Annotated in this window: 21 protein-coding genes; 3 read left to right on the plus strand and 18 right to left on the minus strand. The window is 40.8% G+C overall.

The window, feature by feature from the left end; genetic code table 11:
* Positions 1-150: 150 nt before the first annotated feature.
* From ACP8HI_RS19920 to ACP8HI_RS19950, 7 genes are all read right to left on the minus strand, one after another.
* A complete protein-coding gene (locus tag ACP8HI_RS19920) occupies positions 151-1,656 on the minus strand; it encodes a glycoside hydrolase family 32 protein (RefSeq protein WP_438351912.1) in 1,506 nt (501 codons plus the stop codon).
* 144 nt (positions 1,657-1,800) lie between these two features.
* Positions 1,801-3,357 carry a glycoside hydrolase family 68 protein gene (locus tag ACP8HI_RS19925; protein WP_438347910.1) on the minus strand — a complete coding sequence of 519 codons (1,557 nt, stop codon included), beginning with the start codon at positions 3,355-3,357 and terminating at the stop codon, positions 1,801-1,803.
* Positions 3,358-3,480: 123 nt separating this feature from the next.
* Complete coding sequence (locus tag ACP8HI_RS19930; RefSeq protein WP_438347911.1) at positions 3,481-4,761, minus strand: ABC transporter substrate-binding protein; 1,281 nt, start codon at positions 4,759-4,761, stop codon at positions 3,481-3,483.
* Between the two features lie 55 nt (positions 4,762-4,816).
* Positions 4,817-5,980 carry a response regulator transcription factor gene (locus ACP8HI_RS19935; RefSeq protein WP_438347912.1) on the minus strand — a complete coding sequence of 388 codons (1,164 nt, stop codon included), beginning with the start codon at positions 5,978-5,980 and terminating at the stop codon, positions 4,817-4,819.
* Positions 5,958-7,766 carry a cache domain-containing sensor histidine kinase gene (locus ACP8HI_RS19940; RefSeq protein WP_438347913.1) on the minus strand — a complete coding sequence of 603 codons (1,809 nt, stop codon included), beginning with the start codon at positions 7,764-7,766 and terminating at the stop codon, positions 5,958-5,960. The genes ACP8HI_RS19935 and ACP8HI_RS19940 overlap by 23 nt, the downstream gene beginning before the upstream one ends.
* A 417-nt stretch (positions 7,767-8,183) precedes the next feature.
* Positions 8,184-9,203 (minus strand): Gfo/Idh/MocA family protein, encoded by a 1,020-nt coding sequence (locus ACP8HI_RS19945; protein WP_438347914.1) that lies wholly within the window; start codon positions 9,201-9,203, stop codon positions 8,184-8,186.
* Between the two features lie 39 nt (positions 9,204-9,242).
* Positions 9,243-10,013, minus strand: a complete 771-nt coding sequence (locus tag ACP8HI_RS19950) for a sugar phosphate isomerase/epimerase family protein (RefSeq protein ID WP_438347915.1) — start codon at positions 10,011-10,013, stop codon at positions 9,243-9,245.
* A 141-nt stretch (positions 10,014-10,154) separates the two neighbouring features.
* On the opposite strand from ACP8HI_RS19950, the gene ACP8HI_RS19955 reads away from it, so the two are divergent.
* The gene (locus ACP8HI_RS19955) at positions 10,155-10,967 is read left to right on the plus strand and encodes an AraC family transcriptional regulator (RefSeq protein ID WP_438347916.1); all 813 of its coding nucleotides are present in this window, start codon (positions 10,155-10,157) and stop codon (positions 10,965-10,967) included.
* On the opposite strand, the gene ACP8HI_RS19960 is transcribed toward ACP8HI_RS19955, so the two are convergent.
* Genes ACP8HI_RS19960 through ACP8HI_RS19975 form a run of 4 tightly spaced genes read right to left on the minus strand, consistent with a single transcriptional unit; the run spans position 10,968 to position 17,874 of the window.
* Positions 10,968-13,148, minus strand: a complete 2,181-nt coding sequence (locus tag ACP8HI_RS19960; RefSeq protein ID WP_438347917.1) for a DEAD/DEAH box helicase — start codon at positions 13,146-13,148, stop codon at positions 10,968-10,970. It abuts the gene before it with no gap.
* A complete protein-coding gene (locus ACP8HI_RS19965; protein WP_438347918.1) occupies positions 13,145-14,464 on the minus strand; it encodes an ATP-binding protein in 1,320 nt (439 codons plus the stop codon). The genes ACP8HI_RS19960 and ACP8HI_RS19965 overlap by 4 nt, the downstream gene beginning before the upstream one ends.
* 5 nt (positions 14,465-14,469) lie before the next feature.
* Positions 14,470-17,052 (minus strand): TerB N-terminal domain-containing protein, encoded by a 2,583-nt coding sequence (locus ACP8HI_RS19970; RefSeq protein ID WP_438347919.1) that lies wholly within the window; start codon positions 17,050-17,052, stop codon positions 14,470-14,472.
* A gap of 24 nt (positions 17,053-17,076) precedes the next feature.
* The gene (locus ACP8HI_RS19975; RefSeq protein ID WP_438347920.1) at positions 17,077-17,874 is read right to left on the minus strand and encodes a sulfite exporter TauE/SafE family protein; all 798 of its coding nucleotides are present in this window, start codon (positions 17,872-17,874) and stop codon (positions 17,077-17,079) included.
* A 143-nt stretch (positions 17,875-18,017) separates the two neighbouring features.
* Here ACP8HI_RS19975 and ACP8HI_RS19980 point away from each other — a divergent pair, with 143 nt between their 5' ends.
* Positions 18,018-18,197 carry a hypothetical protein gene (locus ACP8HI_RS19980; protein WP_438347921.1) on the plus strand — a complete coding sequence of 60 codons (180 nt, stop codon included), beginning with the start codon at positions 18,018-18,020 and terminating at the stop codon, positions 18,195-18,197.
* 282 nt (positions 18,198-18,479) lie between these two features.
* Here ACP8HI_RS19980 and ACP8HI_RS19985 read toward each other — a convergent pair whose 3' ends face one another.
* The 4 genes from ACP8HI_RS19985 to ACP8HI_RS20000 form a co-directional block, all read right to left on the minus strand.
* Positions 18,480-18,626: a hypothetical protein gene (locus tag ACP8HI_RS19985; RefSeq protein WP_438347922.1), complete on the minus strand. Its 147-nt coding sequence runs from the start codon at positions 18,624-18,626 to the stop codon at positions 18,480-18,482.
* A 528-nt stretch (positions 18,627-19,154) separates the two neighbouring features.
* Positions 19,155-20,069, minus strand: a complete 915-nt coding sequence (rbsK, locus tag ACP8HI_RS19990) for a ribokinase (protein ID WP_438347923.1) — start codon at positions 20,067-20,069, stop codon at positions 19,155-19,157.
* 18 nt (positions 20,070-20,087) lie between these two features.
* Positions 20,088-20,747 (minus strand): ribulose-phosphate 3-epimerase, encoded by a 660-nt coding sequence (rpe, locus tag ACP8HI_RS19995; RefSeq protein WP_438347924.1) that lies wholly within the window; start codon positions 20,745-20,747, stop codon positions 20,088-20,090.
* Positions 20,740-21,756, minus strand: coding sequence for a LacI family DNA-binding transcriptional regulator (locus ACP8HI_RS20000; RefSeq protein WP_438347925.1), 1,017 nt, complete (start codon positions 21,754-21,756; stop codon positions 20,740-20,742). Before ACP8HI_RS20000 ends, rpe begins: the two co-directional genes overlap by 8 nt.
* Before the next feature lie 188 nt (positions 21,757-21,944).
* On the opposite strand from ACP8HI_RS20000, the gene ACP8HI_RS20005 reads away from it, so the two are divergent.
* Entirely contained in the window at positions 21,945-23,357 is a 1,413-nt protein-coding gene (locus tag ACP8HI_RS20005; RefSeq protein ID WP_438347926.1) for a PTS transporter subunit IIC, read from the plus strand.
* A 73-nt stretch (positions 23,358-23,430) separates the two neighbouring features.
* On the opposite strand, the gene ACP8HI_RS20010 is transcribed toward ACP8HI_RS20005, so the two are convergent.
* The 3 genes from ACP8HI_RS20010 to ACP8HI_RS20020 all read right to left on the minus strand — a co-directional run bounded on the left by ACP8HI_RS20010 (position 23,431) and on the right by ACP8HI_RS20020 (position 24,668).
* Positions 23,431-23,679: a hypothetical protein gene (locus tag ACP8HI_RS20010; protein ID WP_438347927.1), complete on the minus strand. Its 249-nt coding sequence runs from the start codon at positions 23,677-23,679 to the stop codon at positions 23,431-23,433.
* Between the two features lie 260 nt (positions 23,680-23,939).
* A complete protein-coding gene (locus ACP8HI_RS20015; RefSeq protein WP_438347928.1) occupies positions 23,940-24,125 on the minus strand; it encodes a hypothetical protein in 186 nt (61 codons plus the stop codon).
* Positions 24,126-24,275: 150 nt separating this feature from the next.
* Positions 24,276-24,668 carry an iron-containing alcohol dehydrogenase gene (locus ACP8HI_RS20020; protein ID WP_438351913.1) on the minus strand — a complete coding sequence of 131 codons (393 nt, stop codon included), beginning with the start codon at positions 24,666-24,668 and terminating at the stop codon, positions 24,276-24,278.
* Between the last annotated feature and the right edge of the window lie 654 nt (positions 24,669-25,322).

The raw sequence follows: 25,322 nt of genomic DNA on the forward strand, positions 1-25,322 counted from the left end.
GGTGAACGCTAACGCTTCTTCAGGACAATTTCGACATCGACCAACTCTTTACTTCTTCGCTATCTAAAAAACAGATGGCATTAATCCATCATTTTACCGCAAACAAAAAATAGACCCATTCCCACGGGTCCATTACTATTTAGATTGATTCTAATCTTTGTTGAAGTGCTTGATCACAACATTTTCAAAGATTGCGGTGCCTCCTTCAGAAAATAGGGTGATTCCTTGATCGTTTAATTCTGGGAAAACCAAATTCGAATAAACAATTTCCCCATCATCAATAAAAACTTCAATGCTTGTTCTATCAACAAGGATCTTTAAGTGAACCTTCTTCTTTTTCACATCAAATGGCGCTTTGCTTTCAAGATATCTCTTACTCTTGTCAGGCTGCCCTATAGAAGCTCTATTAACATAAGCATATTGACCTTCTACAAAAATGCCGACATCTACATGGCGGATTTTATCCTTTGATTCTCGAAGCCTTAATCCTACATTCTTGATGTCCGACCAAGCTATATCAGCGTCAAGCTGGTACGTATCGCCTGTTATATCGAGCGTTGTGGAACCATTCACTTTTATTTGTTTTAAGGAATCCTTAGAGCTTATCAATTTATTTAATGCTTCAATAGGTTGTGATACCAAACTATACGTATGACCCACTACTTGTTTTAATTTAATTTGACGAACTATCGAATCCGTTCCATTAAATCCTTCTTTAAGGTTTGGCGTATTATGGACGTAATCCCAATTATTCATCCAGGCCAAAGCATAACGATGGTTGTATTTATCGCTGACTTTCCCATCTTCAAACGTTACAGCACCATACCAATCAAAGCCATAATCTAACCACTGAGGTTCATTCTGATCGGGGATAAATTCTTTTCCATTAAAGTCTCCAGTCCAGTAGGCATAGGTGTTTGGTTTCCCTGCCGATTTACCATTTGCGCTGGCACCAAGAACCCATTTCAATTTACCATCATCCGCTCGCAACAAATAAAGATCGGGACATTCTACAATTCCGATATTTTCTGTATGAAATCCGCTTGTATAATGCCAATCTTTTAAATTATGAGACTCGTAAAAACCTATTTTTGTTCCTTCCGCAAGCGTCATCACCCATTTATGAGCTTGATCATCCCAAATTACTTTCGGATCTCTAAAATCCGCTGTGCCCGGATTCGGCATAATAGGAACGTCAGAATAGGATTCGAACGTTTTTCCTCTGTTCGTACTGTACCATAAATATTGTTCCTGCTTCCCGCCATCTGCAGAGGGCTGTGTCAGAATCGCCACAATAGCACCTTTACCAAAGCCTGCCGTATTTGTATCGTCTACGACGACGGATCCCGACCATGGATCTCCATTTCGGTTCGTATATTTAGGAATGGCAATCCCTTCATCTGTCCAATGCACCAAATCCGTTGATGTTGCATGTCGCCATTCTGTACCGTTTCCTTTTGGATAATCACCATTATAGAGATAATAGTAATGATATTTCCCATCAAAATAAATCGGCTTCTGAGGATCGTTTTTCCACTTGTCGGGTGTAGTGAAATGATAGCTAGCCCGAGTGGTTGGAATAGGATGAAGATGAGAGACGATTGTTTCCTCCTTCTTGTGCTTCTCTAAGGCATAAGCTACTAATCCTATCGTCATCACAACGCTTAAACATAGGATAAATACACCGATTCTTTTGACTGCCTTCTTATTTTTATTCAAGTCGATACCTCTCTTTTTGCTTCACTCATCTTCATGTGATAAAAAGAAAGTAAATGCCAATTGGCATTTACTTTCTTTTTATTAATTATGTGGTTTGTTCGGTTTGTTCGGTTTATTAGGCTTTTCAGGTTTATCAGGTTTATCAGGTTTATTAGGTTTATTAGGTTTTTTATCTGACACCGTTATTTGCCCTTGCTCAAGAATGCTATCTTTCACAACGGAAGTCTTGGAACCTTTGATGTTCATCACGAAGCTTGGTGCAAAAGTCGAATCATGCTCTCCAGCGTAACCTCTATTCGTCATATAGCTTGTGATGACCACATTATTTCCTTTCACTTGCGGAATCGCAAAGTGAGCATAGTTCCAGGTAATATCATTAGGATCAAGATCTTGATGAAGAACAAGTCCTGTGCCGTTCAATGGTTTATAAGGCCCAGTCAAAGAATTTGAAACGTACCCTAGCATGTAGATGTCTTCATCATCGATTCCATCAATGTACATTTTAGATCCTCTTGAACTTGTAAATAAATACCATTTTCCATCCAGTTTAAATACGTTTGGACGTTCGATTTCATCAGTTACAGTATTGGATGCAATTAATGGTTTCAATTCTTTTTTGAAAGTATAATCATCATTTAATTCAATAATACCGAGTGCACCATTCGCAATTTCAGCAAATGCTTTGTCTGGGCTTCCTAGCAATTTCTTTTTCTCAGCTTGGAAGAAGGCGTTGCCTGCACCACCATAATAAGCTCTATTAAAAAGGGACTTTTCTCCTTGATAACCTGTTTCCGTACCTGTATTCGCTTCAAAAACAAGGTATTTACGGCCTTTATCCTCTACATAGTGAGGATCTCTTAAGGTATGATTATCGCTATAATCTCCCTTGCTGAAACCAGTGATATCAACACTTTGATAAACCTTGCCGTCGTTGCCATCATAGATCGATTTGAGATCTTCTACACCATCGATTTTCAGCGTATCCTTATCTGGTTGAGATACATTGACTTGAGCCGTTGTTAAGGTTTGTTTACCATAAAAACCGGTATCCGGGGACCAGCTGTGGCGATTTGTATAAAATAAGCGAACTTCTCCATCAGATGTCATGGTTGCAGAACCTGACCATTCCTCTGATTGATTGTTAAGAATCGTATCATTTGGAACATTTTTATCACTATCCTTAAATACTCTGCCGGCATTTTTCCAGCTATCAATGGATGTGTCTCCTATTTTTTGATAGAACAAGTAGATAAACGTGTCCGATCCTCTGTCAGGGTCTCCTGCTAAACCAAACACGATATGGTAGCCATTATAATTCGCAACGGTTCCATCCGCATTTTGCAGCGGCCAAGTATCCCATACATCCATTTTAATTGGATTGCCCGATTCATCAACCTTTATTGCGGAAGGAATATTCTTTATCGTCGATGCATCGAATGAAGGCACTTTGAATTGTTCACTCTTCTGTTGTTTAGGTAACTTCAGCATGTCAGAGCGTGTAATATGGGAAAAGTCGTAGCTTTCTTTATAATCTACTTTGTCTTTTCCTTTCGCAAAAGCTTGAGAGCCACCGCCTGCCAATAAAGCAAACGTAAAGGTTAATACTGTTGCTTGTTTGATAAACTTTTTGATAATCATAAATCTTTTGCTCCTTTTCACGTTCATATTGTGTTTGTTCCGTTCTTAGTTTTAATTCTAAAGAAACCGGACCATTATGAACACGTCGCAAATTGATAGATTTATAGGCTTAAATTGATTCCATTATTTGTTCTCAGCCTTTTCCCAGGACTTTTGGAGCTCCTGAAGCAATTGATCGCGAGTAAGCTGTTTACCCACATAAGCATGCATGGCATTTCCGAACTCTTCTCTTGCCGCAAGAGGGAATTTAAACCAGTTCCAGGACAATGTCTTCTCATCATCGGAGTAACGAATAATATCCTTCACGAGTGGTCCTGATTGGTCTGTCTCTATATTTTTAAATGCTGATATAAAATGGAATTGTTCTTTCATAAATGTTTTGCCTTGTTCTGAAGAAACCATCCAGTTTAGAAATTTCTTTGCTTCTCTCTTTTTCTCCGGCGTAATTTCTTTATTCACAGCCCAGTTATTGGACACCCCTACCGCCAAGGCATCGTTTCTAGGATCATCATTAATCGGGATAGGCAAAAAACCGATATTCATATTCGGCGTTATCTTATCTATCTTGGATTGAACCCAATTCCCTTGTTTAAGGATCGCTGCTTTACCGGTTGCAAACAAAGTGACTTCAGTATTATAGTCGGTGGTCAGAAAATCTTTATTGCCGTATTGAATAGTCAGATCCAGCAAACGAATGAGATCTTCGAACTTTTTGTTCCCTTCGATTGTTTCAGTCCCGTCGTTTAATGCCTGTATAAAAGCATCCGGGTCTTCTTCCTGGGCAACAACAATATTCAATAGGAGAACGAAAAACCAACTGTCTGAATACCCGACCGAAAAGGGGGTAATGTCTGCGGATTGCAACTTTTCCGCCGCTATCTTTAATTCGGTAAGCGTTTTTGGAAGTCTATCGATGCCGGCCTTTGCGAATAAATCCTTATTGTATATAAATCCGTAACCTTCCAAATTTATAGGCATCCCGTAAATTTTTCCGTCCATTGTCATCGGCTCAAGCGCCGCATCATATACATTGTTCACCCACGGCTGATCAGACAAATCCTCCAAGTACCTCTTCCAGGCTATCGCATCTTCGTATCCACCATTAGGAAAGATATCGGGACCTTTGTTTGCTGCAAATCTCGCTTTTAATTCAGCAAGGTAGTTTGCCCCTCCGCCATAGGTTACTATATTGATTTTCACATGAGGATTTCCCTCTTCGTATACCTTCGCCATCTGCTCGAACTGTGTGGAAATCTCGACTTTAGGATTAAGCACTTCCAAAGTGATTTTCCGATCCGTAGCTTTGGGGTCTGTTTCCATTATCGGAAGATTATCCGCCCCGCAAGCAGATAGCGATAAGGTAAGTAGCCCGGCTAAAAGCCATTGATAACCCATAGTTTTCATGATTCCCCCCTTACATTCACCATTTTTATGAAGCTATCTATTTCAAGATTGTAATTTACCTATTTTGTTCATCATTCCGATATTCAAGAGGTGTCAACCCCACGACTTTCTTAAATAACTTCGAAAAGTAATGTTCATCCTGATAACCGAGCTTTAATGCAATCGAATACATTTTCTCGTCCGATTGGCATAACCACTGTTTAGCTTGATTAATTCTTAATTCGATAACGTAGCTTGATAGGGTCACCCCTATTTCTTGCTTGAATCGTCGTGAGATATGTTCGCGACTGAGGAAGAACCGCGTTGCCAGCTTGTCCAAGCTCAACTCATCCATATAATGTTCATTCACAAAAGTAACAATGTCATTCATGCGCTTAGCATCATCCAAATCCGTCAAACGATGTATAGCTCTAAAGTTTTGTTCAGCCATTGCACTTTGTGCATATTGAAATGATTTCGGGATTTCATCCAAAGATTCCAATGGAAGGCCACTAACCAAACGAATAGGAACATCACATTGCTGGGTAATCCATTCCTCTATCAGGAAGAATTGACCATGAATAGAAAGTATCACACAGAGGTTTGGATCGTTCTGAAAGGCATAGACATTTCCCCACTCGGAACGAATCAATTCCTCCGTCAATAGCTGAAGGTAGTGATCCGAATGCTGGGTTTGATAAAAGTAAATCAATGTTAGATCGTAGGCATCCGCTTGCGGAAGAGACAAGGTAATTTCTTCGAAATCAAATCGTTCCCCGTTACAAGCGAAGGTCATCTCCCTGTTTAAGCGAAACCTCTTGACCTCCTCATAGAAGCCCGACTTTATATTACGGCGTTCTTCCTCCTCCATTTCCCAGGATTCTACCGCCCGCGTTAAGGCTTCATTAAGCATCTCATCTTCGATCGGCTTCAACAAATAATCGAAGCTGCCGTACTCAATCGCTTTACGCATGAAAGAATAGTCGTCAAACCCTGTGATCATAATGACTTTTCCCGAATAGGAATGGCTATGCAACCATTCAATCAGCTCAATCCCGTTTTTTTGGGGCATCTTCACATCTGTCATGATGATTTCTGGACTTTCCCGATCAATCAACGCCTTTGCTTCTTTACCATTTTTGGCTTCAAAAATATCGGTAATTCCGTGTTTTTCCCACTGTCCCATAAAACGAATAATTTTTCTTACATTAGGCTCGTCATCCACGATAAGAACTTTCATAACTTCCATCCTCCTTAAGGTAGATTAGAATCACTAGTCGTACAGAAAACCCTTGGCCCTCCATCGAATCCAGTTCAATTCCCGATGTCGGATCATAATTAAGAACCAAGCGTTCATGAATGTTTTTCAATCCAATATGCTCTACCGGATATTTCTCTTCGCTATCCATCGTGTAGATTTTATTTTTTAAAGCTGCCAGCTCATCATTTGTCATACTGCAGCCGTTATTTTCTACAATCAGATTCAAATATCCGTCTCGAATTTCACCGTAAATATGCAAGTAAGCTTGCTCGTAACCCTCTTCATAACAATGTTTAAAGAAGTTCTCAACGAGCGGCTGTAGAATCATACTCGGAACTGAAATATCTAGAAGGGTCTTGGGTATATCGATGGAATAACTTAAATCAGTTTGAAACCGCTCCTCTTGAAGGTTCAAATACGCTTTCACATAGTCTACCTCACTCCGAACCGTGGCCTTTTGATCGACACGAATGGAGTACCGCATCATTTTGGATAAGGAGATGACCAATTGGTATACTCTCGGTGATTCCGAAAGTAAGGCAACCGCAGCAATGGATTGGAGAGAGTTGTATAAGAAATGAGGATTGATCTGGGACTTTAGTGCCCGGTACTCGTTCGTCCTGTTCTCAATCTCCAGCTTGTACTCACGGTCGATATGATGATTAATCCGGTCCATCATTTCCTTGATATGTCTTTCCAGATTGCCGATTTCGTCTTCCCTCTTATCGTCAAATGGAGCATTCATATTCCCTTTTTCAATACTCAGCACTTTTCGGCTAAGTAGCGTGATCGGACGAGTAATCTTGTATGCAATAATAGCTATCATGATCAAGCCTAGAATTACCACGACTATACCGACGATGATGTTTGTGTAGGTGGTTTTTCTCACATCTTTAAATAACGTTTCACTTGAGGTAAATTTAACAAAGTGCCACCCATTTAACGGTTCCGATAACGTTCTAGAGAATATAATATTGCCATCTGAGGCTTGTGAGCCTACGGTCGACTCATTGATTTTCTTTTTTAATTCGTCTGAAACGGTCTTACCTATCAAGGCTTGATCACTTGCGTAGATGACATGACCTTCGGAATCAGAAAGCAATACGGTTTCTTTATTTTTTCGAATAAAACGATTAGAAATTTCAGCGAATTTGTCCAAGTCAATGTCTATCGTGATGATGCCAAGAAATTCTTTCGATAGAGCATCCAAGATTTTATAATGAAACGTCAAAACCATCGTTTTGTCCGATTGGGGCAAAATCGCGGTATCATTATAATTTTCAAGTCGATGAGGCGGTTCGATCAGAAAGTTCGAATCAGAGTTCATCAACTTCTGAATATTAGTTTGTTTCAATAGATCAAGCTGTCGTTTACGGGAACTGATCATGGCATTATATATAGTATAAGAGTCTTTTTCTTTGTCGATGTAAAACCGAATCTGCCGAATTTCGCTCCTCATCAGATAAATGGTTCTCATGCTTCTATCCACTGCAAGTCGGTTCGAATAAAGAGAGCTCTCAAAGCCTTTTTCGAAAATCATAAACAAGTCGGGATTACGATATAAAATATACGGAAGATTAACGATGTCATCAAAGTATTGCTCTAGGTCTTCGGACGCCTGTTGCATTTGTTCATGGTTGTTCTCAATCTCATGTCGTTCCACATTCTCTTTCGTTTGTCGATATATCAACAGCACGGACAGAAAATACGGAAGGATAATAAAAACAAGCAGCATGAATAATAATCGGCTTTGAATGCTCTTCACTAATAATGCTCCTTCTGTTAAAAATAACTTCCTATCATTGTAACCTTATATCCATGTCAATTCCTTTCCAATATCTTGAAATGGATTCATCCATTCCGAGATTACAGCGCCGTTTAATGCTATTTAACCAATCAAGCGGAAACGGCTACGCCGTCCTTTTGAAGGAGTTTATGCTTCCGATGCTAGCGATACTTCGTATCGCTTTGAGGTATCCGTTTCTGCCGAAATATAAGAAATAGAGTATGAAGTGAAACTTATACTTTCTTATATTTACAAAAAAGCCCCCTCTTCTCTTACATGAGCACAAACAAAATAACCTACCACACCCGAATAGGGTATATGGTAGGTTATTTTGTTCCTCATTTATCCAAACCATCTATATAGATAGCCTAAGTAAGACCAATAATTGGATATTTATTATAGCTTTATAAATTGACCTGTCTTTTGGGATTCGAATGCAGCCAAAATGACTTGCAAGGATTTCAGACCTTCTTCTCCAGAGATTGCAGGAGGCGTATTTGTTACAATGGATTTCACAAACGCATCGATGACGCCACTTGGCACTTGTTTCTCATTCGTTGACATAGCGCCAACTTTGTAGGTTTCAACCGTACCATTCGTAAGTTCCACGATCACTTCGTCGCCTTCTACGGTACCAATCTTCATCACACCATGCTCACACCACAGCACAGTACTGTTGTCTCCACCTTTGTATTGTGTCCAGCTTGCAACCAGTGTTCCGATTGCACCGCTTCTCATACGTAGAAGGCATGTTGCGTTATCATCTACTTCCGTACCTTCTTTGTGCAAAGTACCGATAAAACCAGCTACTTCAGCTACTTCATCATTCAACAAATAACGAATAAAGTCTGATTTGTGTACGCCGAGATCGCCCATAGCACCCATGATTGCTTCTTCTTTGCGGAAGAACCAGCTGCTTGCACCATCTACACTCCAACCTTCCGGACCTGGATGACCAAATGATGTACGGAAATTAAGCACTTTACCAAGCTTACCCGAGTCTAGAATTTCTTTGGCCTTCATGTGAGGAGGCATCAAACGCTGATTGTGTCCTACCATCAGGTAGACTCCGTTCTTACGAGCAGCTTCAATCATTTGCTCGCCTTCTTCAGTTGTACAAGCCATTGGTTTCTCAACCAAGACATGTTTACCTGCATTCGCAGCCGCAATAGCCATTGATGCATGCAGGTAGTTCGGTGTACATACGCTAACTGCGTCTACTTCTTCATTAGCTAGTAATTCCTCGAAGCTCGCATATCCTTTACCACCATAAGTTTCAGCCATTTTGTTCGCACGCTCGATAATAGGATCGGCAAAAGCAACTAATTCTACTTGTTCGTTACCTGCGTACTCTGGAATATGTCTACGTTCGGCAATGGCACCACAGCCGAATACGGCAACTTTAATTTTTGTCATGTTAGTAATCTCCTCTGAGTGAATGTATTATAGTTCGAGTTAGTTTAAATAGTTTTGTTTGAGCCAGCTATAGCTATTCGTTATACTCTCAAGCGGTGGGTTCTGACATACGTCCTGCTCCACGATCAGCCATTTCACTCCGGCTTTCGTAGAAGCCTCAATAACAGCCGGCAAATTCACTGAGCCTTGTCCTAATTCCAGCGTCTTCATCTGTCCCTGCTCATCTGTGCTGAAATCTTTTAGATGAAGAAGTGGTAGACGGCCTGCATATTTGTTAATATACTCAATCGAATTTTTACCTGCGAATTGTACCCAACACACGTCCATCTCCACTTGAACCGCTGCTGATGTTGTTTGATTGAACATAGCATCAAATGCGTTATGATCTCCAACTTGACCATGAAATTCAAAATCATGATTGTGATAACCAAACGTCAATCCTTGCTTGCTTACTTCAGTACCTATTTCCTGCAGTTCGGAGAATAACTTGCTCCACTCTTCACTGCTTTGAGGACGATCTTCAGGCATTAAATAAGGACATATCATAAACTCTGCACCAATAGTTTTCAGGTAATTGATCTCTTTCTGTAAATCCTCACGGATAGCTTGAAGAGAAACATGACTACTGAATCCTTTCAGACCCAACTCATCAAGAAGTGACTTCATTTCTTCAGCAGGAATATCTCCATAACCAGCAAATTCAACACCTTGATAACCAAGTGCCGCTACCTTACGAAGCGTTCCTTCGAAATCTACTGCTGTTTCATCACGGAGAGTGTATAGTTGCAACCCTATATTAATCTTGTTCATGATAACAAGCACCTCAATCTAATTAAATTTGTCCTAATTCCCTCTTATATCATTCTAGGACAATTCAGGCTAAAATGAACATATACAATATCGGCAAAACATGAACTATTTGCTCAAAATCAGTTAGGAGGTTCAGCTCTTTTGGACACATCTTTGCTTCTCTGTGATTACTCATATCACTATAAATCGTTTAACCACAATCTGAAGAGTGGATTACAGAACTACCTTTTTCGCCTGCAAACAGAAGGCTCTTGTGAAGTTATTTCAGGTGGTAAAGTATACACCCTGATAGGCGGTGATCTGCTTCTGCTTCAACCAGGTGATGATTACCAACTAACCGTGAAAGATCCACCTACAAAGGGGCGCTTATCTAGCGGAGACTACTATTTGTTCTGCCAAGGTTCCTGGATCGATGCCTGGTGGAAACGGCAGAATCGTCCGGTAACTAACCGAATTGGAACCGACGCCCAGCTGATTAGCTTATGGCGCAACCTTCTGCTGGAGAAACGACGCGATTCGCTCGAGGCAGATGAAGAACTGAAGGATGTGCTGTTACGCAGCCTTTGTCTATATATTGATAGAGCCATTACTGAGAATATTCAGACGGACCGAAAGGGTTCAGCGACACTGAAGCTCAAGCGATTCATTGAAGAGCATGCCACGGTTACCTTCAAACTCGAAGAAGCTGCCAGCTATGCTGGTCTTAGCCTGTCCCGAGCAGTAAGGCTGTTCAAGGAACATTACGGAAAAACGATGATTCAATATGCGATTGAAATCCGCCTCAAAGCTGCTGTAGAGCAGATAAGATACAGTGAATTGACACTGGAACATATTGCCGAGACTTGCGGATTTGCCAGCTACTCTTATTTTCACCGGGTATTCCGAACGCACTTCGGCATATCTCCTTTAGAGTATCGTTCATTACATCCGCTGCCTAAATTAGAATATTTCTGACTAGCTCAATACCTTAACCAATCCTTTAACATCCAACCCATCTATTGCAAAAGCTCTTCGCACCAGCTCAGGCGGGATGAACTCATCGTATTTCCCTAAATACGGCGCTTCATCTGGGGACAGAAGGGATATGGGGTCCTCGCAGCTGGCGGATTCCGCTATGATATGTTCAAGAAGAGTTTCCGCGTTGGTTTTACCCGCTACTACCATATAATACGGCTCCATAGGAACGACAGACCGTAGATTCAGCTTATCCTTCAGGTTGTTCTTAATTAACCGTTCCAAGGTACGGAATTGCTTACTTCCAACCCAAGGCATAATGAAGAAGGAATCGCCACCTGCTGGAATGACAGAACTACGCAACATTCCGCTTTCTCTTACAAGACGGCGAGCTCGCTCGAGCCGATTCACTGCATTAGGCGCTAAATAGGAGTAGATGGCATCATCTGCTAATATGTCACGCATCTTTTGCAAGACACGGGTGTGAACATCGCCGCCAGCTCCCAGCCAGAGCGTATCCACCTTCCCATGTGATGATTTCACATACACGGCTTGATGCTTCGTATCTACTTCTTCTACTTTCCAGAGCCTACCTGCCAGTGTGAAACAATAACCTGGTGGTGGAACTGTCGTAATGGAGCCTATTTCTTCCGTACCGTTGTATACGACATGCTCCTCATCGTCTTTGAATACCGCATAGAAGCGGAAGTTATTCACGATTCGCTCACCCATCAGCCCAATAATGAGGGTCCCCATTTCTGTCCGTTGGATATGATCCGTCTGCAGTAAATAGTTCAGGAGTAATTTGTAATCGTCTGGTTTAATTTGTTTAAAGGAAGGTAATGTAAGCACTGCTCTTGCGAGTTCGGCCGGCTCTGCTTCACCTAAACTCTTAAGCGCACTCATCGTTTGATGGTAGAGCAGACCCATCGGCATTTGACGAACATCTAAGGGCTCGACCCATCTCTCTCGAACGTATAACTCAATCACCGCAATAGCCCGCAGCAGCATCCACGGCATCCGAGCAGGAAGTTGTGCTTCTTCATCCTCCTCTTCTGGGCATACGAACAGCATTTCAGACGCGGCGTTACCCCGGCGCCCTGAGCGTCCCAGCCTTTGAACGAAACTTGAACTGCTATAAGGTGCTCCGAGTTGAACTACTCGTTCCAATTCTCCGAGATCGATGCCTAGCTCAAGTGTTAACGTTGCTGCCGCAACGGCAGGTCCATAGCCTGTACGAAGTGCAGCTTCTGCTTCCTCACGCAACATCGCGGATATACTTCCATGATGCACATAGAACACATCGGGTTCATGACGTTTCGCTGCAATCCGTCGTAATTCTAGCGTCATTAACTCCGCATCTGAACGGCTATTGGTGAATACTAGCGCCTTCTTATGATGTGTATGATCGTAAATATAGTCATGATAAGCTTGCTTCGCATATTCCAACATCTTGGCTTCTTCTTCATTCCGTGCATCGGGAAACGAGAAGTGCTCAACGCTCAACTTCAGCTTCCGCCCCCCCTGTGGGGAGACAATCTCTGTCATCTTGTCTGTGCCCGCACTGATCCATTCCGTTGCGGAATCATAGTCACTGAGCGTTGCCGACAAACCAATTCTTCGTGGCGTACAGTAGGCCATTCGCTCGATTCTAGCAAGCTGACATAGCACTTGAATGCCACGATCTGATCCCATGAATGCATGTACTTCATCAATAATGATATATCTCAGATCATGGAATAAGGCAGGAATCGCGTTCGGTCTGTTCATCAGAAGCCCTTCCAAAGATTCGGGCGTAATCTGTAATACACCCGAAGGTTTCTTCATAAGCTTCGTCTTCTCTGCCTGGGGAACATCCCCATGCCAATGCCATACCGGTATTCCAGCCTCTTGAAGCAGCTCATTTAATCGTTCAAATTGATCATTGATCAACGCCTTAAGTGGACTGATATACAGAATCCCAACGGATTTAGATGGTCTTTCATGCAGCTCTGTCAATGCTGGGAAAAAGACGGCTTCCGTCTTACCAGAGGCCGTCCCCGAAGCAATAAGTAGGTGATGCGGTGTATCGAATAGAACACGGCAAGCTTCTACTTGTGCTTCACGTAATTCATCCCATCTTTTGCGATATATGAATTCCTGAATAAACGGAGCTAGTCTATAGAATGGGTTGTCGCTCATAGTTCGAACTCTGCGAGAAAGTCATTCACTTCATCCGGATCAGCCGCAGCGGGTGCAACATGTCTTTCACCAAGCAGATCCTCGAAGGTCTTCTCTGGATTCTGATGGAGCGTATTGAGTAAATCCATGAAATCCCGCACAATTTCACGTGTCGTGAGTAGTTCATCCGCTCCCAATCGACCGACCGCAAGCTCCATAAATTGTACGAGTTGTGGATCGTTCAAGGACGACTCATAACTATAGTGCATCGCATGAATATTGCTCAGCTTCTGCAATAGAATCAGGATCTCTTCATGAGATAACATGTTCAGACGGAGCATCGGTCCCGTGTAATTCTTCAAGCCCTCTGCTCCATACCGTCCCTCTACCAACCGTGATCTAAGTGCTTCATAACTGAACAAGCCTCGCCGTGGGTCCTCTACAAATTGAGGGGTTCCACCCAGGAATATACCTAGATGCTCTGCTTTACCTTGCATCGTATCATTGAACATCATGAGCAGCTTCTCATAGTTACTCTGACGGGAAATGCTGTTCGTTATTTTGTACAAGTTAACCCCTTCGTCAATAAACAATAATAAGCCTTTGTAACCGATACGGGCTACGAACTCCGACCATAACTTCATATAGTCGTACCAGTTACTATCGTCAATAATAACTCCGACATCTATCGATCTACGTGCCTCGGTCTTCGTCGGATATTCCCCGCGTAACCAGCGAAGTGCGGCCTGTTTACCTTCATCATCTGCTAACTTATAACTGTTCCAATATGCTGCCAATACCTTGGCGAAGTCGAAACCATGGACCATGTTCTGCATCTCTGTTGTTATGGCAAATATCCGTAGCTCCACTTCCTGATTCAAAGCAAGATCATTCGGTCGAAGACCCAATTCCTTCATTGCTGTCTGCTGAATCGAGGCAATCCATTTCTGTAAAATCACTTCAAGCGCTCCACCATCTGGTCGAGTCCGTGTGGAGAGGTTCGTCATCAGTTCACGATACGTCGCTAGCCCCTGTCCTTTGGTTCCAACCAATCGTCGCTCGGGCGATAGATCAGCGTCTGCCACAACAAACTCTCGATCCATAGCATAATTTCGGATCATTTGTAACAGAAAGCTCTTACCGCTTCCATATCGTCCAGTAATAAGCTTGAACGTGGCTCCACCTTCGGAGACATTATCCATATCGCGTAGAATGGCTTCAATTTCATATTTGCGCCCTACAGCGATATGCTCCAGTCCGATTCTTGGTACTACACCTGCGGTTAATGAATTAACCAGCGCAGTCGTCATTCTTTTGGGAATTTTCAATTCACTCATCGTAATCACCTCTTTACTCTTCTCTTTAAGTTAGCCAGCATCGGCACATAGTCTTCCGTCAAACCATCATCATCTATCACTAAGTCACCTATCGTATCCATCGCGAGCTCATTAATGTCATCTAGTAGCAATTCTGGCATCGTTCCCACTTCATTGGCGATATCCAGTAGTCCTGAAAGACCTTGTCCTTGTTTCAGTATATACAATGCCTCCAACTGAGTTACGCTCAGTGCATCCGCGAACTGTATCCACTCTTCTGCTAATCCAGTGACATCCCATGTCACTAAGGGGCTAAGTATACTTTCAACTCCAACCTCGTCTCCTATGTTAAGCTGCAGCAAAGAGTCCTCTTGTTGTTCAGGGACATGTTCTACTTCGTTATCGAGATTCTGAGCAACCCTTAGTCTCACTTGCTCTTCTACCTGCTCTTCCCCTTCATCTATATTCACAGTCAATATATCTCGAACGAACTCCGAATCACGCTGAATCCGCACGAGCTTCTCCTCATCAATAACGACGACCGGACCAAGCGCTTCCGGGCTAGTTGTTACCTTCAGCATACGATCTATGTAGCGAGACACCAGCGTTTCAATCTCCGGTTCCAGCTCAATCCCCCGAAGCCTTCCTTTGAAATTCATATGCTCCCGAAGCTTATTCTCCGTCAGCCGAATCAAATGGGTGATGTACTCTCTGAGGGGGGCATGCTGACTGAGCTTGGTCACACTTACGACGGTCGATCTACCATAGAGTGACTCATCATACGTTGCGCTCTGGAAGAGTGGTCTTTCCTTACCCACAGGTGACCCTGGATAGAATATTTCAATGAGACGTAGCCCCTGTTGTTTCGCTAAATAGGCATCGACAAGTGCTAATACTTTAGGAACATATTCATTCAGGGGTACATCCCCACCACCGATGTAAAACTTACTCTTACGCACATCAACATCCGCCAAGCGTACTAACAGAGAGAACGGAATATCTAACGGTTCAGTATTGAACCTATGCATCAACTCTAATTCCAGTACGTCGCCAGACAGCTCATTCGGCACATATTGAAACACATCCTGATGGGGAATTGGAATCTGGTGTACCAGAGTAAAGTCCGTAATCCATTCTAGCATGTAGGTCGTAAGCTTCGGATGGTGTTCTCGATAGGCCAACCATACATCCACCATAAGTTGATAGCCATCTCTTGGGTCCTTCCAACCAATGCCATTAATCAACTCATATACATAGAGAAAAATATAAGACAGACTACTATCGGGGTAACGCTGCTCTCGCACTTCGCTTCTCCAATAGAAATACCACCTAGATTGCGATCCTGTCATACTATCATAAGTAGGCCAATAGTTCATAAACGGTACAAATACAGCCGCCGTCCCCACTTGATCCTCTAGCTGTCTAGCCCTCTTGGTGAAACGATGTTCATTCTTGCTGAGGACCCCTTGAAGTGGAGTAAGCTCTATTGATGAGATAGGGGCTTGAACCGGCACCCGTCTTGGTTCGAGTTGGAAGCTCGCCTCCCTCTGGGGAATCGGCATACCCTTCTCAGTACGCTCTTCCACTAGTTCCATCTCTGTTATATGAAGAGAGACGGATTCCTCCTGAACTATTGAAGGTCTTTCCATCCTTCTGTAGGGTCGTGGCAATTCTTTTCTAGGCTGGTTTGGGTTATATATGACGTATTGAGCTACGGTATAATCATTAATCTTTAACAGATTCATATGGGCAGTAGAGACATAAGATTGTGCTATATAATCCGCTTCGGAGTAAATAGCCAGCTTGAGTCGTGACTTCATCTTCTTCAATTGCTTATATATTTGAGTCGTGCTGCTCTTCGTTAGGTCGTCCGGTTCAAGCATGAGAATCATATCAAAAGACAACCTCTCCACCTGCTGCTGCTTAGCGACACTTGGCGTCGAAATAATCACTCCGCTCAGAAGTATCTCTTGAATGATCTGATCCTTGCCACCCACCGTAAGCCACATGGCATCTAGCGTACGCCAACTCTCTTTCAGCTTGTCCAGTAAAGTCTTCTTACCTATCACAAGAATTCTTGTTTCCGGATCATTCTTCACCATATCATTCATAAACAATTGTAATTGTTCTGCATGATGTAATGCTCCACCTCTAACGCCGCCGTTCAAGCCCCATTTGGCCAAAAATTGTAGATGCTCATAGATGGGGGAATCTCCTCCACATGGCCATACCAAATCTGGAAAGACAATACGGCTCCATGCCCCCTGCATTCTCTCACTTCCACGAGCAATGACCTCTGATGGCGTTAGCTGATAGCGCCTGTCTAATAGGGCTCCATGAATGGTACGTCCCATCGGACCGACCCCTGCTTGTCTAAGCGTATCCACAGCTACATACCCACCAATAACCGGTACAAGGGATCTATCTGGCTTGATGCTCCGCGAGACTTCAGCAGCTTGAATCCGCTGTGAACCTACCGTCAATACAGGTATGGCATAGGCCTGACCTACCCCATTATTCACTTCCGTATAACCTTCGAGTACTAGTTCGGCCTCATGATACGTTGGGTGAATATCAGTAAGTTGTTCATCTTCCCGGTTGTCATTCATGGCACAAGCCCCCCCTTCCCTAGTTTATAAAATAGACATCCATATTTTAATGGCAGTCAATGAAATTAAAATGATCAAAGCATAGCGTAAATATTTCACATTCATTTTCGCACTAATACGCGATCCAAGCGGAGCACCTAATAAACTTCCTATGACCGCAAAAAGAGTAGGTATCATCGGAATGGGTCCACCTGTTATTTTCCCGATGACCCCGCCAAAGGCAGAAATAAATACGATAGCAAGTGAAGTAGCAATTGTTGTTCTTGTCGGAATTTTTAAAACAGTTAACATCACGGGAATAAGAATGAAGGCTCCACCTGCGCCAACAATTCCTGATGCGATTCCGGTTGAAAAGGCGGCTACAATGGCAATGATTCTATTATATGATATTTCGCCAGAATCATCTTGTTGTGTTCCTTTATTCGGAATGACCATGAGCACAATAGCAATAATCGCTAGTACGCCATAAATAATGTTAATGGTATCACTAACTAGAAATCGTGAAAAATACCCGCCAATAAGACTTCCTAGCAAAATACTAATCCCCATATTTAGTACTAGTCCCTTATGAATCAACGAGGCGTCCTTACTTTTCAAACTCTTTCTTCTATAAGCAAGAATGCCAGCTAATGACGCAAAGAAAACTTGAAAAATACTTATGCTAGCTACTTCTTGTGCGGTAAAATTAGCCACTCCAAGGCTTGAAGGAACAAAGAGTAGTAATGGGTAATTAATGATGGCTCCGCCGATGCCCAATAATCCAGAAAAGAAGGAACCGATAAAGCCAACAATGATCATAATCATTGAAAAAATAATATCCAAAGCAGGTCACACCCTTATCTCTCTAACACAATAGAGTGAAGTACATTGAGTTAGGCAATAATAATCTAATTACCCTCTGTACAACAGGTAATTGTAAAGGTATAATAAATACCAAGTAAGTTCATGTGAATTAGGAGGTTATTATGTTTAAACTATTTAAGAACCTTTTTGAACATAGATGCCCTGAGTGTAATGAATTGCTATCCATCGAAAATACTACCTTGTGCATGATTAAATCTTGCTCGCAAGGTCATTATAAGGAAGAAACCTATAGTTCCCTTGGAGTAACCATTGTTTATGATTCTTCAAAAGATGATGAATAACAGCCTGTATTAGGCGTGAATCTCATCAGATACAATTCTGACAGAGTTGCCGCTACTTTTCCACCTTCATCAAATGGAATATATATGACAACAAAGCCGAGATAGAGTTTCTATCTCGGCTTTGTTTATTTCACGAACTTAATTATTAACACCCTTTAATCTTTCATCCGCTTGAACTTTGATTCGGTACGTTGTCCGGACGAACCAATAATCGCATCTGCGGAAAGCATCAACTTCTTCACGACCTAAAACTACGCATATTTTCCTTTTGTCACTTGAAACTCATAGCATTCCGGCAAAATCGGTAAGCTGCCAAGTGTCCATCGATTCCATCGGGGGATCATATGCTTTCGGTTCTTTTAATTCGGCAAGATGCCCGATGCCCCACGTAATCACTACACCCTGTAAAAACATTTTACTTTGTGCCATATTTTATGTCGACTTTTTATGGTAAAAGCTTCGACGTAGGCCTTTGCTTGTGATGGTTTTTCTCCTAGGATTAATACAAGTCCCATTTATGGGTCAACCTCCTTTACTTTACGTTTTATATGGTATAAGTCTTGTTTGACTTTTTGATTAGGTCAAACAAGTAGATGTCAAATAGTTTCACACTATACAATGTGAAAAATATTTAGTGTCTTGTGATATATTTATTTGAACAAATGAGATTTTAAATATATCTAAGTCGTGCTGCTCTCGCACTTTTCTATTTTGCCAGAGCCAAATAAAAAGAGATAGCGAGATCGCGCCCTTTAACGGAACACTTATTGTCACCTAAAATTCCTTATCACCTTTTAACTCATTTGTTAAAAAGCGGCTTTTTTATATTTACTTATGGTGCAGAATAACTCCTAATATGACAGGCTTGGGGACCCCACCGACAAAGAAAATTTGATTACAAAGAAAAGAGCCTGGGTATATAACCCAAGCTTTTCTTTAATCTAAGATTAATAGATATTATTTTACTAAATATTCTTGTACTTCACTTAGTGTTGGGATCGAATCTTGACCGCCACTGCGTGACACTTTAATTCCTGCAGCAACACTTGCAAATTTAACGGCCTCTACTAAATCTTTTGTATCTAAGTATGCGTTGGCAACAGCACCGGCAAAACAATCTCCTGCGCCGACTGTGTCAACTGCTTTTACTTTAATGGCGTCCACTACTGTTGCTTTTCCATTTTGGTAAACCAAACTTCCGTTTTCACCCATTTTCACAATTACATCAGGAATTCCTAATTCATTTAATTTTTTCGCAGCTTCTAGAGCCGAAGCTGCGTCAGTTACATCTATACCGGTAATTCGTTTCGTTTCTTGTTTATTTGGAGTCACTAAATCAGCATATTTAAAAGCTTCATCAAAAATTCCGTCAGCCGGTGCAGGATCTAATATGACATACATATTTCTCTTTTTTGCAGCCTTCATTGCGGCAATAATCGATTCTTGGCTAGTTTCCATTTGTATCAATAAAATTTTAGCATCAATTTCGTTAAATACTTTTTCAATATCCGCGGTTGATAGTGAATCATTAGCCCCTTTTGTTCCAAGCATCGTATTTTCGCCAGTGCTGTCAACAATGACTACAAATGTCCCCGTACCATCCTTATCACTCTGAATAATGTGGGAAGTATCTACACCTTTAGATTTTAAGTTGTTAATGAGTTCGTTACCGGAGCTGTCATTCCCTACCGCACCAACTAAGCAAACTTTTTTGCCAAGCTTAGCAACGGAAACCGCTTGGTTCGCTCCCTTTCCACCTGGAATCATAGAAACGGAGTTACAAAACACGGTATCGCCATAAGCAGGATATGCCGGCGTGTCCACAATAACGTCCATATTTATACTTCCAACTACAACCACATCATATTTCACTTTTATTTCCTCCATTTTCTAATTAAATAATGTTCTTGTCAGTTTAACGTTTTCTTCGAGCGAATGATTGCTGTTAAAGACCGCACTTGTTCCCAAAACATACATAGCAGCCCCGTTTTCCTTACAACTTGGTATTGTACTTGCTCCGATATTACCATCTACTTGTATTTCAATAGGTCGGTTATACGCTTTTATCTTTTCATTTATTTTGGCTATCTTCTCATACATCGATGGAATGAATTTTTGACCAGCAAATCCAGGGTTGACAGTCATGACAACGATATAATCTAAGAGATCATATACATAGTCAAGAAATTCAATCGAAGTGCCTGGGTTGATCGCTACACCGGCCTTTATACCTTTGCTCTTTATTTTCATAAGTACGCTGTGCAAATTTTGGGTTGATTCCTGATGAACAGAAATCATCTCGACACCACAATCCGCAAACAAATCAATGTGCTTCTCGGGATCCTCAACCATTAAATGAACATCTAATGGAGTTTGCGTCAAATTACGTACCGTTTTTACGAAATCAGGTCCTATTGTAAAATTAGGAACAAACCTGCCATCCATAATATCGATGTGATAAAAATCCACACCCGCTTTGTCTAATTCTTTGATGTCTCGTTCTAAGTTTCCAAAGTCCGCACACATTAACGATGGTCCTAATTTATGCATGTAAGTCTCCTCCATTTAATGTAGACGAATTTCGAATCACTAGCTTTGGTTCTAATCGATATTGCTTTGGTTTATAGTTTGTATCTTTTATTAAATTTATTAACTCATTAACCGCTAACTTGCCAATTTCACTTTTACATTGATCCACCGAAGAAAGAGGCGGATATATAAATGATGCAATACTTATATTATCGTAGCCTACAATTTTAACTTGCTTCGGAATTTGAATCCCGAATTCATTACATGCACGCATAGCACCAATGGCCATTGCGTCATTTGCACAAAAAATACCATCAAAAGAATGCCCTGCTTGAATCAACGATTTAACATTCTCATAACCACTCTCTGTTCCAAAATCTCCATAACGTATAGTGGTTTTCATTGAATGGTTAGCTTCATTTAACGCAAGTGTGAAACCGGTTAAGCGATCAATTGCGCTCTTTTCGTTTCTTGGGCCCGCTATAAATACGATATTATTGCACCGCTCATCTCGAATGAGATGGGTGACAGCTAATTGAGCTCCCAATGTATGGTCAACAGTAATTGCTGAATAAGGGTGTTCAAAATTAGCGCGGTCAATCGTAATCGTTTTGATTCCGCTCTTTTCCAAAGCCTCTAGATCGCTTGCATCAACGTGTAACGAATTAATGATTGCCCCGCTAACATAATTATCCTTCATAGAATCTAAGTAATATTCCACTTTCGATCGATTATCATCACTATTACATAAGTAAACATTAAAAGCGTTTTCATTTGCAACACGTTCAATCTCTTTGACTAATTCAGGAAAAAACGGATTGCTTAAAGTTGGGACAAGAAGTGCAATTAAATTCGAATTCCCTTCGGATAGACTTTTTGCCAACTTATTTGGTTTATAATTTAATTTCTTGATAATACTATTGACGTGAGAAATGGTTTCTGGACTAGCCCCACCTTTATTATTAATAATTCTTGAAATGGTAGCGACAGAAACACCGGCTTCTCTAGCCACATCTTTAATTGTTATCATTTAGTTCCCTCATTTACGTAACCGATTACTTAAACTAAGTAAATCATTTTCTAAAAATAATGTCAAATAAAAAGATACATATATTTCAGTATTGTATAATGAAAAAATATCTGTTAGTATTTTTCGTATCCGATTTACGAAACCGATTACGTAAATTACTTAAATTGAACAAAAGGAAGGTTAATCTAATGTTTATTGAAAAGTTAAACGAAGCTTTCAATGGCTTTATTAATTTAGGCGGAGCGGCAATGATGTTTGTTATCATTACGATCTTATCATTAATAGTTGGTGTCAAGATATCTAAGGCAATTGAAGGCGGATTGCGGATGGCCATTGCCCTAACGGGTATGGGAGCTGTCATTTCCCTGCTTACTGCCGCTTTCGCCCCAGCATTAGAGAGCTTTGTAGAATCAACAGGAGTCGCTTTATCCGTTACTGACCTAGGCTGGGCTCCACTTGCTGTTATTACATGGGGTTCGGTTTACACGTTATATTTCTCCTTTATTTGTCTTGTTGTAAACACGATCATGCTGATCGCTAAGAAAACAACAACGTTTAACGTAGACTTGTTTAATATTTGGAATCTCTCCGTTATTGGTTTGTTAACGATGTACTATTCAAATGACAATTTAATTTTGACTACGTTATTTGTTGCTTTTATTTATGCATTAATGCTAATCAACGCGGATGTCATGAAGCCTACAATTGACAAGCTGTTAGGATATGATCGCAACAACGTAACAACAACAGCTCATCCATCTTTATTAATTGCGCCAGTTGTTATGCTATTTAATAAAATTATCGATGTATGCTTACCGTTTATCGACAAATATGACTTTAATGCGGAAGCATTAAATAAGAGAATTGGCTTCTGGGGCAGCAATTTCGCTATTGGTGCTTACCTAGGGATCTTTATCGGTATACTTGGGCAGCAATCAGTTGCACAAATCTTCATCTTGGCATTTACAGGGGCGGTAGCTCTTCAACTATTTGCTTTAGTTGGCGGTTGGTTCGGCCCTGCTATTACCCCTTTATCAGAGGGGATTACTAAAAAAATGAGCAAACGATTCGCTGGTCGGAAGCTGTTGATCGGGATTGACTGGCCAATTCTAGCTACTCGGGCTGAACTTTGGGCGGTAGCTAATATCTTGGCACCTATTTTACTTGTAGTCGCTATCTTCCTTCCTGGTAACACTGTCCTGCCATTAGGCGGTATATTGTTAACGGTATTAGCACCGGCGCTGCTCGTTGTTACTAAAGGCAGAGTCGTACGGATGACTATTATCGGAACCATTCTTATTCCATTATTTTTATGGGGAGCTTCTCTTATTGCCAAGTTTGTTACAGATACATCGAAAGCAATGGGAAATTTCCCGGCAGGATTATCTTCTGATGCGATGATCTCATCGGTCGACTCTGATCCAATCGAAAAAATGTTAGCCATTCTTTTCGGTAAAGCCGTCAATACTATGGATATCAAGCTAATAGGTTTCTCCGTATTAGCCCTAGCAGGATACATCTTATTATTTGCGTGGTACTTTAAACAAATGCGTAAAGAGAATGAAAAATTAGAAAAAGAAAATGATGAACAAGTAGCATAACTATAAAATGATATTTTTTAAAAAGAATGTTAACATTAGAAATAGTGTTGACATTCTTTTCTTCTTTAATAGGCTATCCTTTTATATTTTTATACATAAATAAGAAGCACTTCCTATTGAAGAAAACCTTCTTCGCTTTAGTTGAATCTTGTTCAATAATATGGCCCGTTTGTTGAATAAAAAAGACTTTTGAATACCCGAAATCCATATCTTTTAAAATCGTCTCTAACTCTTCCATTTTTTGCGCTTTATTATCAACTTTAATAACAGTCTCGATATCAAAACGATTAAATAATTGTTTCAACTCTTCAGAACCCGTCATAATTGTCTCTAATAATCCCCTTTTTTTACTCTCATCAAGTTTTTACTCTCATCAAGTAATGTATTATTAAATTATTTATAAACAGCCGGTTCATGGTTGTGAGCCATTTGAACTAACTAATTAGGGAACAGCGTCAAAATTGTTTGACGGTATGGAATGTCTAACCATTTGCGTAATATTTCAATATCACTATAAATTTGAAATGCCCAGCCATTATTTTTCCCACTAGACAAGAGACCAAATGTCGACATTGATGAAGCCTACATCACATTAGCTCTTGCTTCATAATCGTTACCATCCTCCACCAATCGTTCTGTACTTTCAACAAGAACTTTAAGAAGTGTTTCAACAAAACCTTCTGCAATAGGACTGCTATTGTTACTTAAATAATTGACACTAACTTGGATATAAGTGACCATCGCTCCAAGTGCGGTGTTTTTTTTCATCAAGTGTAAAAGAAAACTCTGGATTTAAAATTGAAAAGTCTGGGTAAAGCCCTAGGAGAGTACCGTGTTCACTAACTGCTAAATGATCAACTTCGGCAGAGTTATCTGCTTCAGATACACCAAAAGGATAAGTAGGAATTGCACCAACGATCAAAGACTCATAATCTTCCACGAATGTAGTTTAGATAATTCATCCCAGACATTATCGTTTTTCACACCGTATCCAATCACTTTAGCCATATCAATACATGTGGCTCCGCCAATACCAATAACTGCTTGAATGTCATTTTCTTTACAGAATTTAATTCCTTCTTCAATTCGTTCTAGTGATGGTTGTGAATTGCCTCCGAAATCAAACCATAGAATTCCACTTTCTTTAAGGTTGGCAGTAATTTTGTCGTAATTACCGCTTTCTTTCAAAGAATTAGCTCCATAAACTAAAAGTGCCTTTTTTGCATTTGCCTTCAATAGTTCTTTCGATAAATTAGGTAATGAATCTTTTCCAAAATAGAATCGAATGGGATTTTTAAAAGTAAAATCTATCCTTTTCTAACCTCTTTCTATTATGTTTTAATAATGTATTGTCAGAATCGATTAACTGTGAAGTTAACGATAAAATGAAGGTTTCGGCCAATCAGTATTTGGTTCACTCACACCTAAACTTCTATTGGCATATTCGTCTGGGTTTTGAATGATATCCATTATTAAACGAGTAACTGCTTGTCGATGGAAAAATAAGCACGATCACAAACAAGGATAAAGCGTTTATCTTCAAGATTTACACCAATGGGACCATCATTTTTGAACGCGTTGTTTCAATGATTTGAAGGGGCATCGCTGTTTCATTTGTGAAACTGACATGTAGTTTTATGCCTGAACGTTCGCCATGATAAATTGCCCATGGTAACCGTGCATTTTCGGGCTGTATCAGTATGGTTGAACTCCAATTTGCCTGAAGTTCTGCTTCCGAAAGAAAGTTTTGAAACAGTATTCTTGTTCATGAGAGATTCCTCGTTTCGTCAATGTTTGTGTGGCAACTTACATTGTACAAGAGGAATCTCTCTTGTTGTAGTTATTTATTGGTATAAATTAGATAGTCATTTGAAAGTGCTTGCATCAGATAGAAATATGTGATAATTTAAACTTGTATAAAAAATAGACATGTCTAATCCAACTACCCAGCTACAATTTAAAGGG

Origin of the sequence: Paenibacillus sp. FA6 (assembly GCF_051550225.1) — a bacterium.
In the GTDB taxonomy this organism is placed as follows: Bacteria; Bacillota; Bacilli; order Paenibacillales; family Paenibacillaceae; genus Paenibacillus_AQ.

Bases quoted from the DNA above. Each gene is read 5' to 3' on its own strand.
- ACP8HI_RS19920 (WP_438351912.1), bottom strand. From the start codon at position 1,656: ATGACGATAGGATTAGTAGCTTATGCCTTAGAGAAGCACAAGAAGGAG.
- ACP8HI_RS19925 (WP_438347910.1), bottom strand. From the start codon at position 3,357: ATGATTATCAAAAAGTTTATCAAACAAGCAACAGTATTAACCTTTACG.
- ACP8HI_RS19930 (WP_438347911.1), bottom strand. From the start codon at position 4,761: ATGAAAACTATGGGTTATCAATGGCTTTTAGCCGGGCTACTTACCTTA.
- ACP8HI_RS19935 (WP_438347912.1), bottom strand. From the start codon at position 5,980: ATGAAAGTTCTTATCGTGGATGACGAGCCTAATGTAAGAAAAATTATT.
- ACP8HI_RS19945 (WP_438347914.1), bottom strand. From the start codon at position 9,203: ATGACAAAAATTAAAGTTGCCGTATTCGGCTGTGGTGCCATTGCCGAA.
- ACP8HI_RS19950 (WP_438347915.1), bottom strand. From the start codon at position 10,013: ATGAACAAGATTAATATAGGGTTGCAACTATACACTCTCCGTGATGAA.
- ACP8HI_RS19960 (WP_438347917.1), bottom strand. From the start codon at position 13,148: ATGAGCGACAACCCATTCTATAGACTAGCTCCGTTTATTCAGGAATTC.
- ACP8HI_RS19965 (WP_438347918.1), bottom strand. From the start codon at position 14,464: ATGAGTGAATTGAAAATTCCCAAAAGAATGACGACTGCGCTGGTTAAT.
- ACP8HI_RS19970 (WP_438347919.1), bottom strand. From the start codon at position 17,052: ATGAATGACAACCGGGAAGATGAACAACTTACTGATATTCACCCAACG.
- ACP8HI_RS19980 (WP_438347921.1), top strand. From the start codon at position 18,018: ATGTTTAAACTATTTAAGAACCTTTTTGAACATAGATGCCCTGAGTGT.
- ACP8HI_RS19985 (WP_438347922.1), bottom strand. From the start codon at position 18,626: ATGGCACAAAGTAAAATGTTTTTACAGGGTGTAGTGATTACGTGGGGC.
- rpe (WP_438347924.1), bottom strand. From the start codon at position 20,747: ATGCATAAATTAGGACCATCGTTAATGTGTGCGGACTTTGGAAACTTA.
- ACP8HI_RS20000 (WP_438347925.1), bottom strand. From the start codon at position 21,756: ATGATAACAATTAAAGATGTGGCTAGAGAAGCCGGTGTTTCTGTCGCT.
- ACP8HI_RS20005 (WP_438347926.1), top strand. From the start codon at position 21,945: ATGTTTATTGAAAAGTTAAACGAAGCTTTCAATGGCTTTATTAATTTA.
- ACP8HI_RS20010 (WP_438347927.1), bottom strand. From the start codon at position 23,679: ATGACGGGTTCTGAAGAGTTGAAACAATTATTTAATCGTTTTGATATC.
- ACP8HI_RS20015 (WP_438347928.1), bottom strand. From the start codon at position 24,125: ATGAAAAAAAACACCGCACTTGGAGCGATGGTCACTTATATCCAAGTT.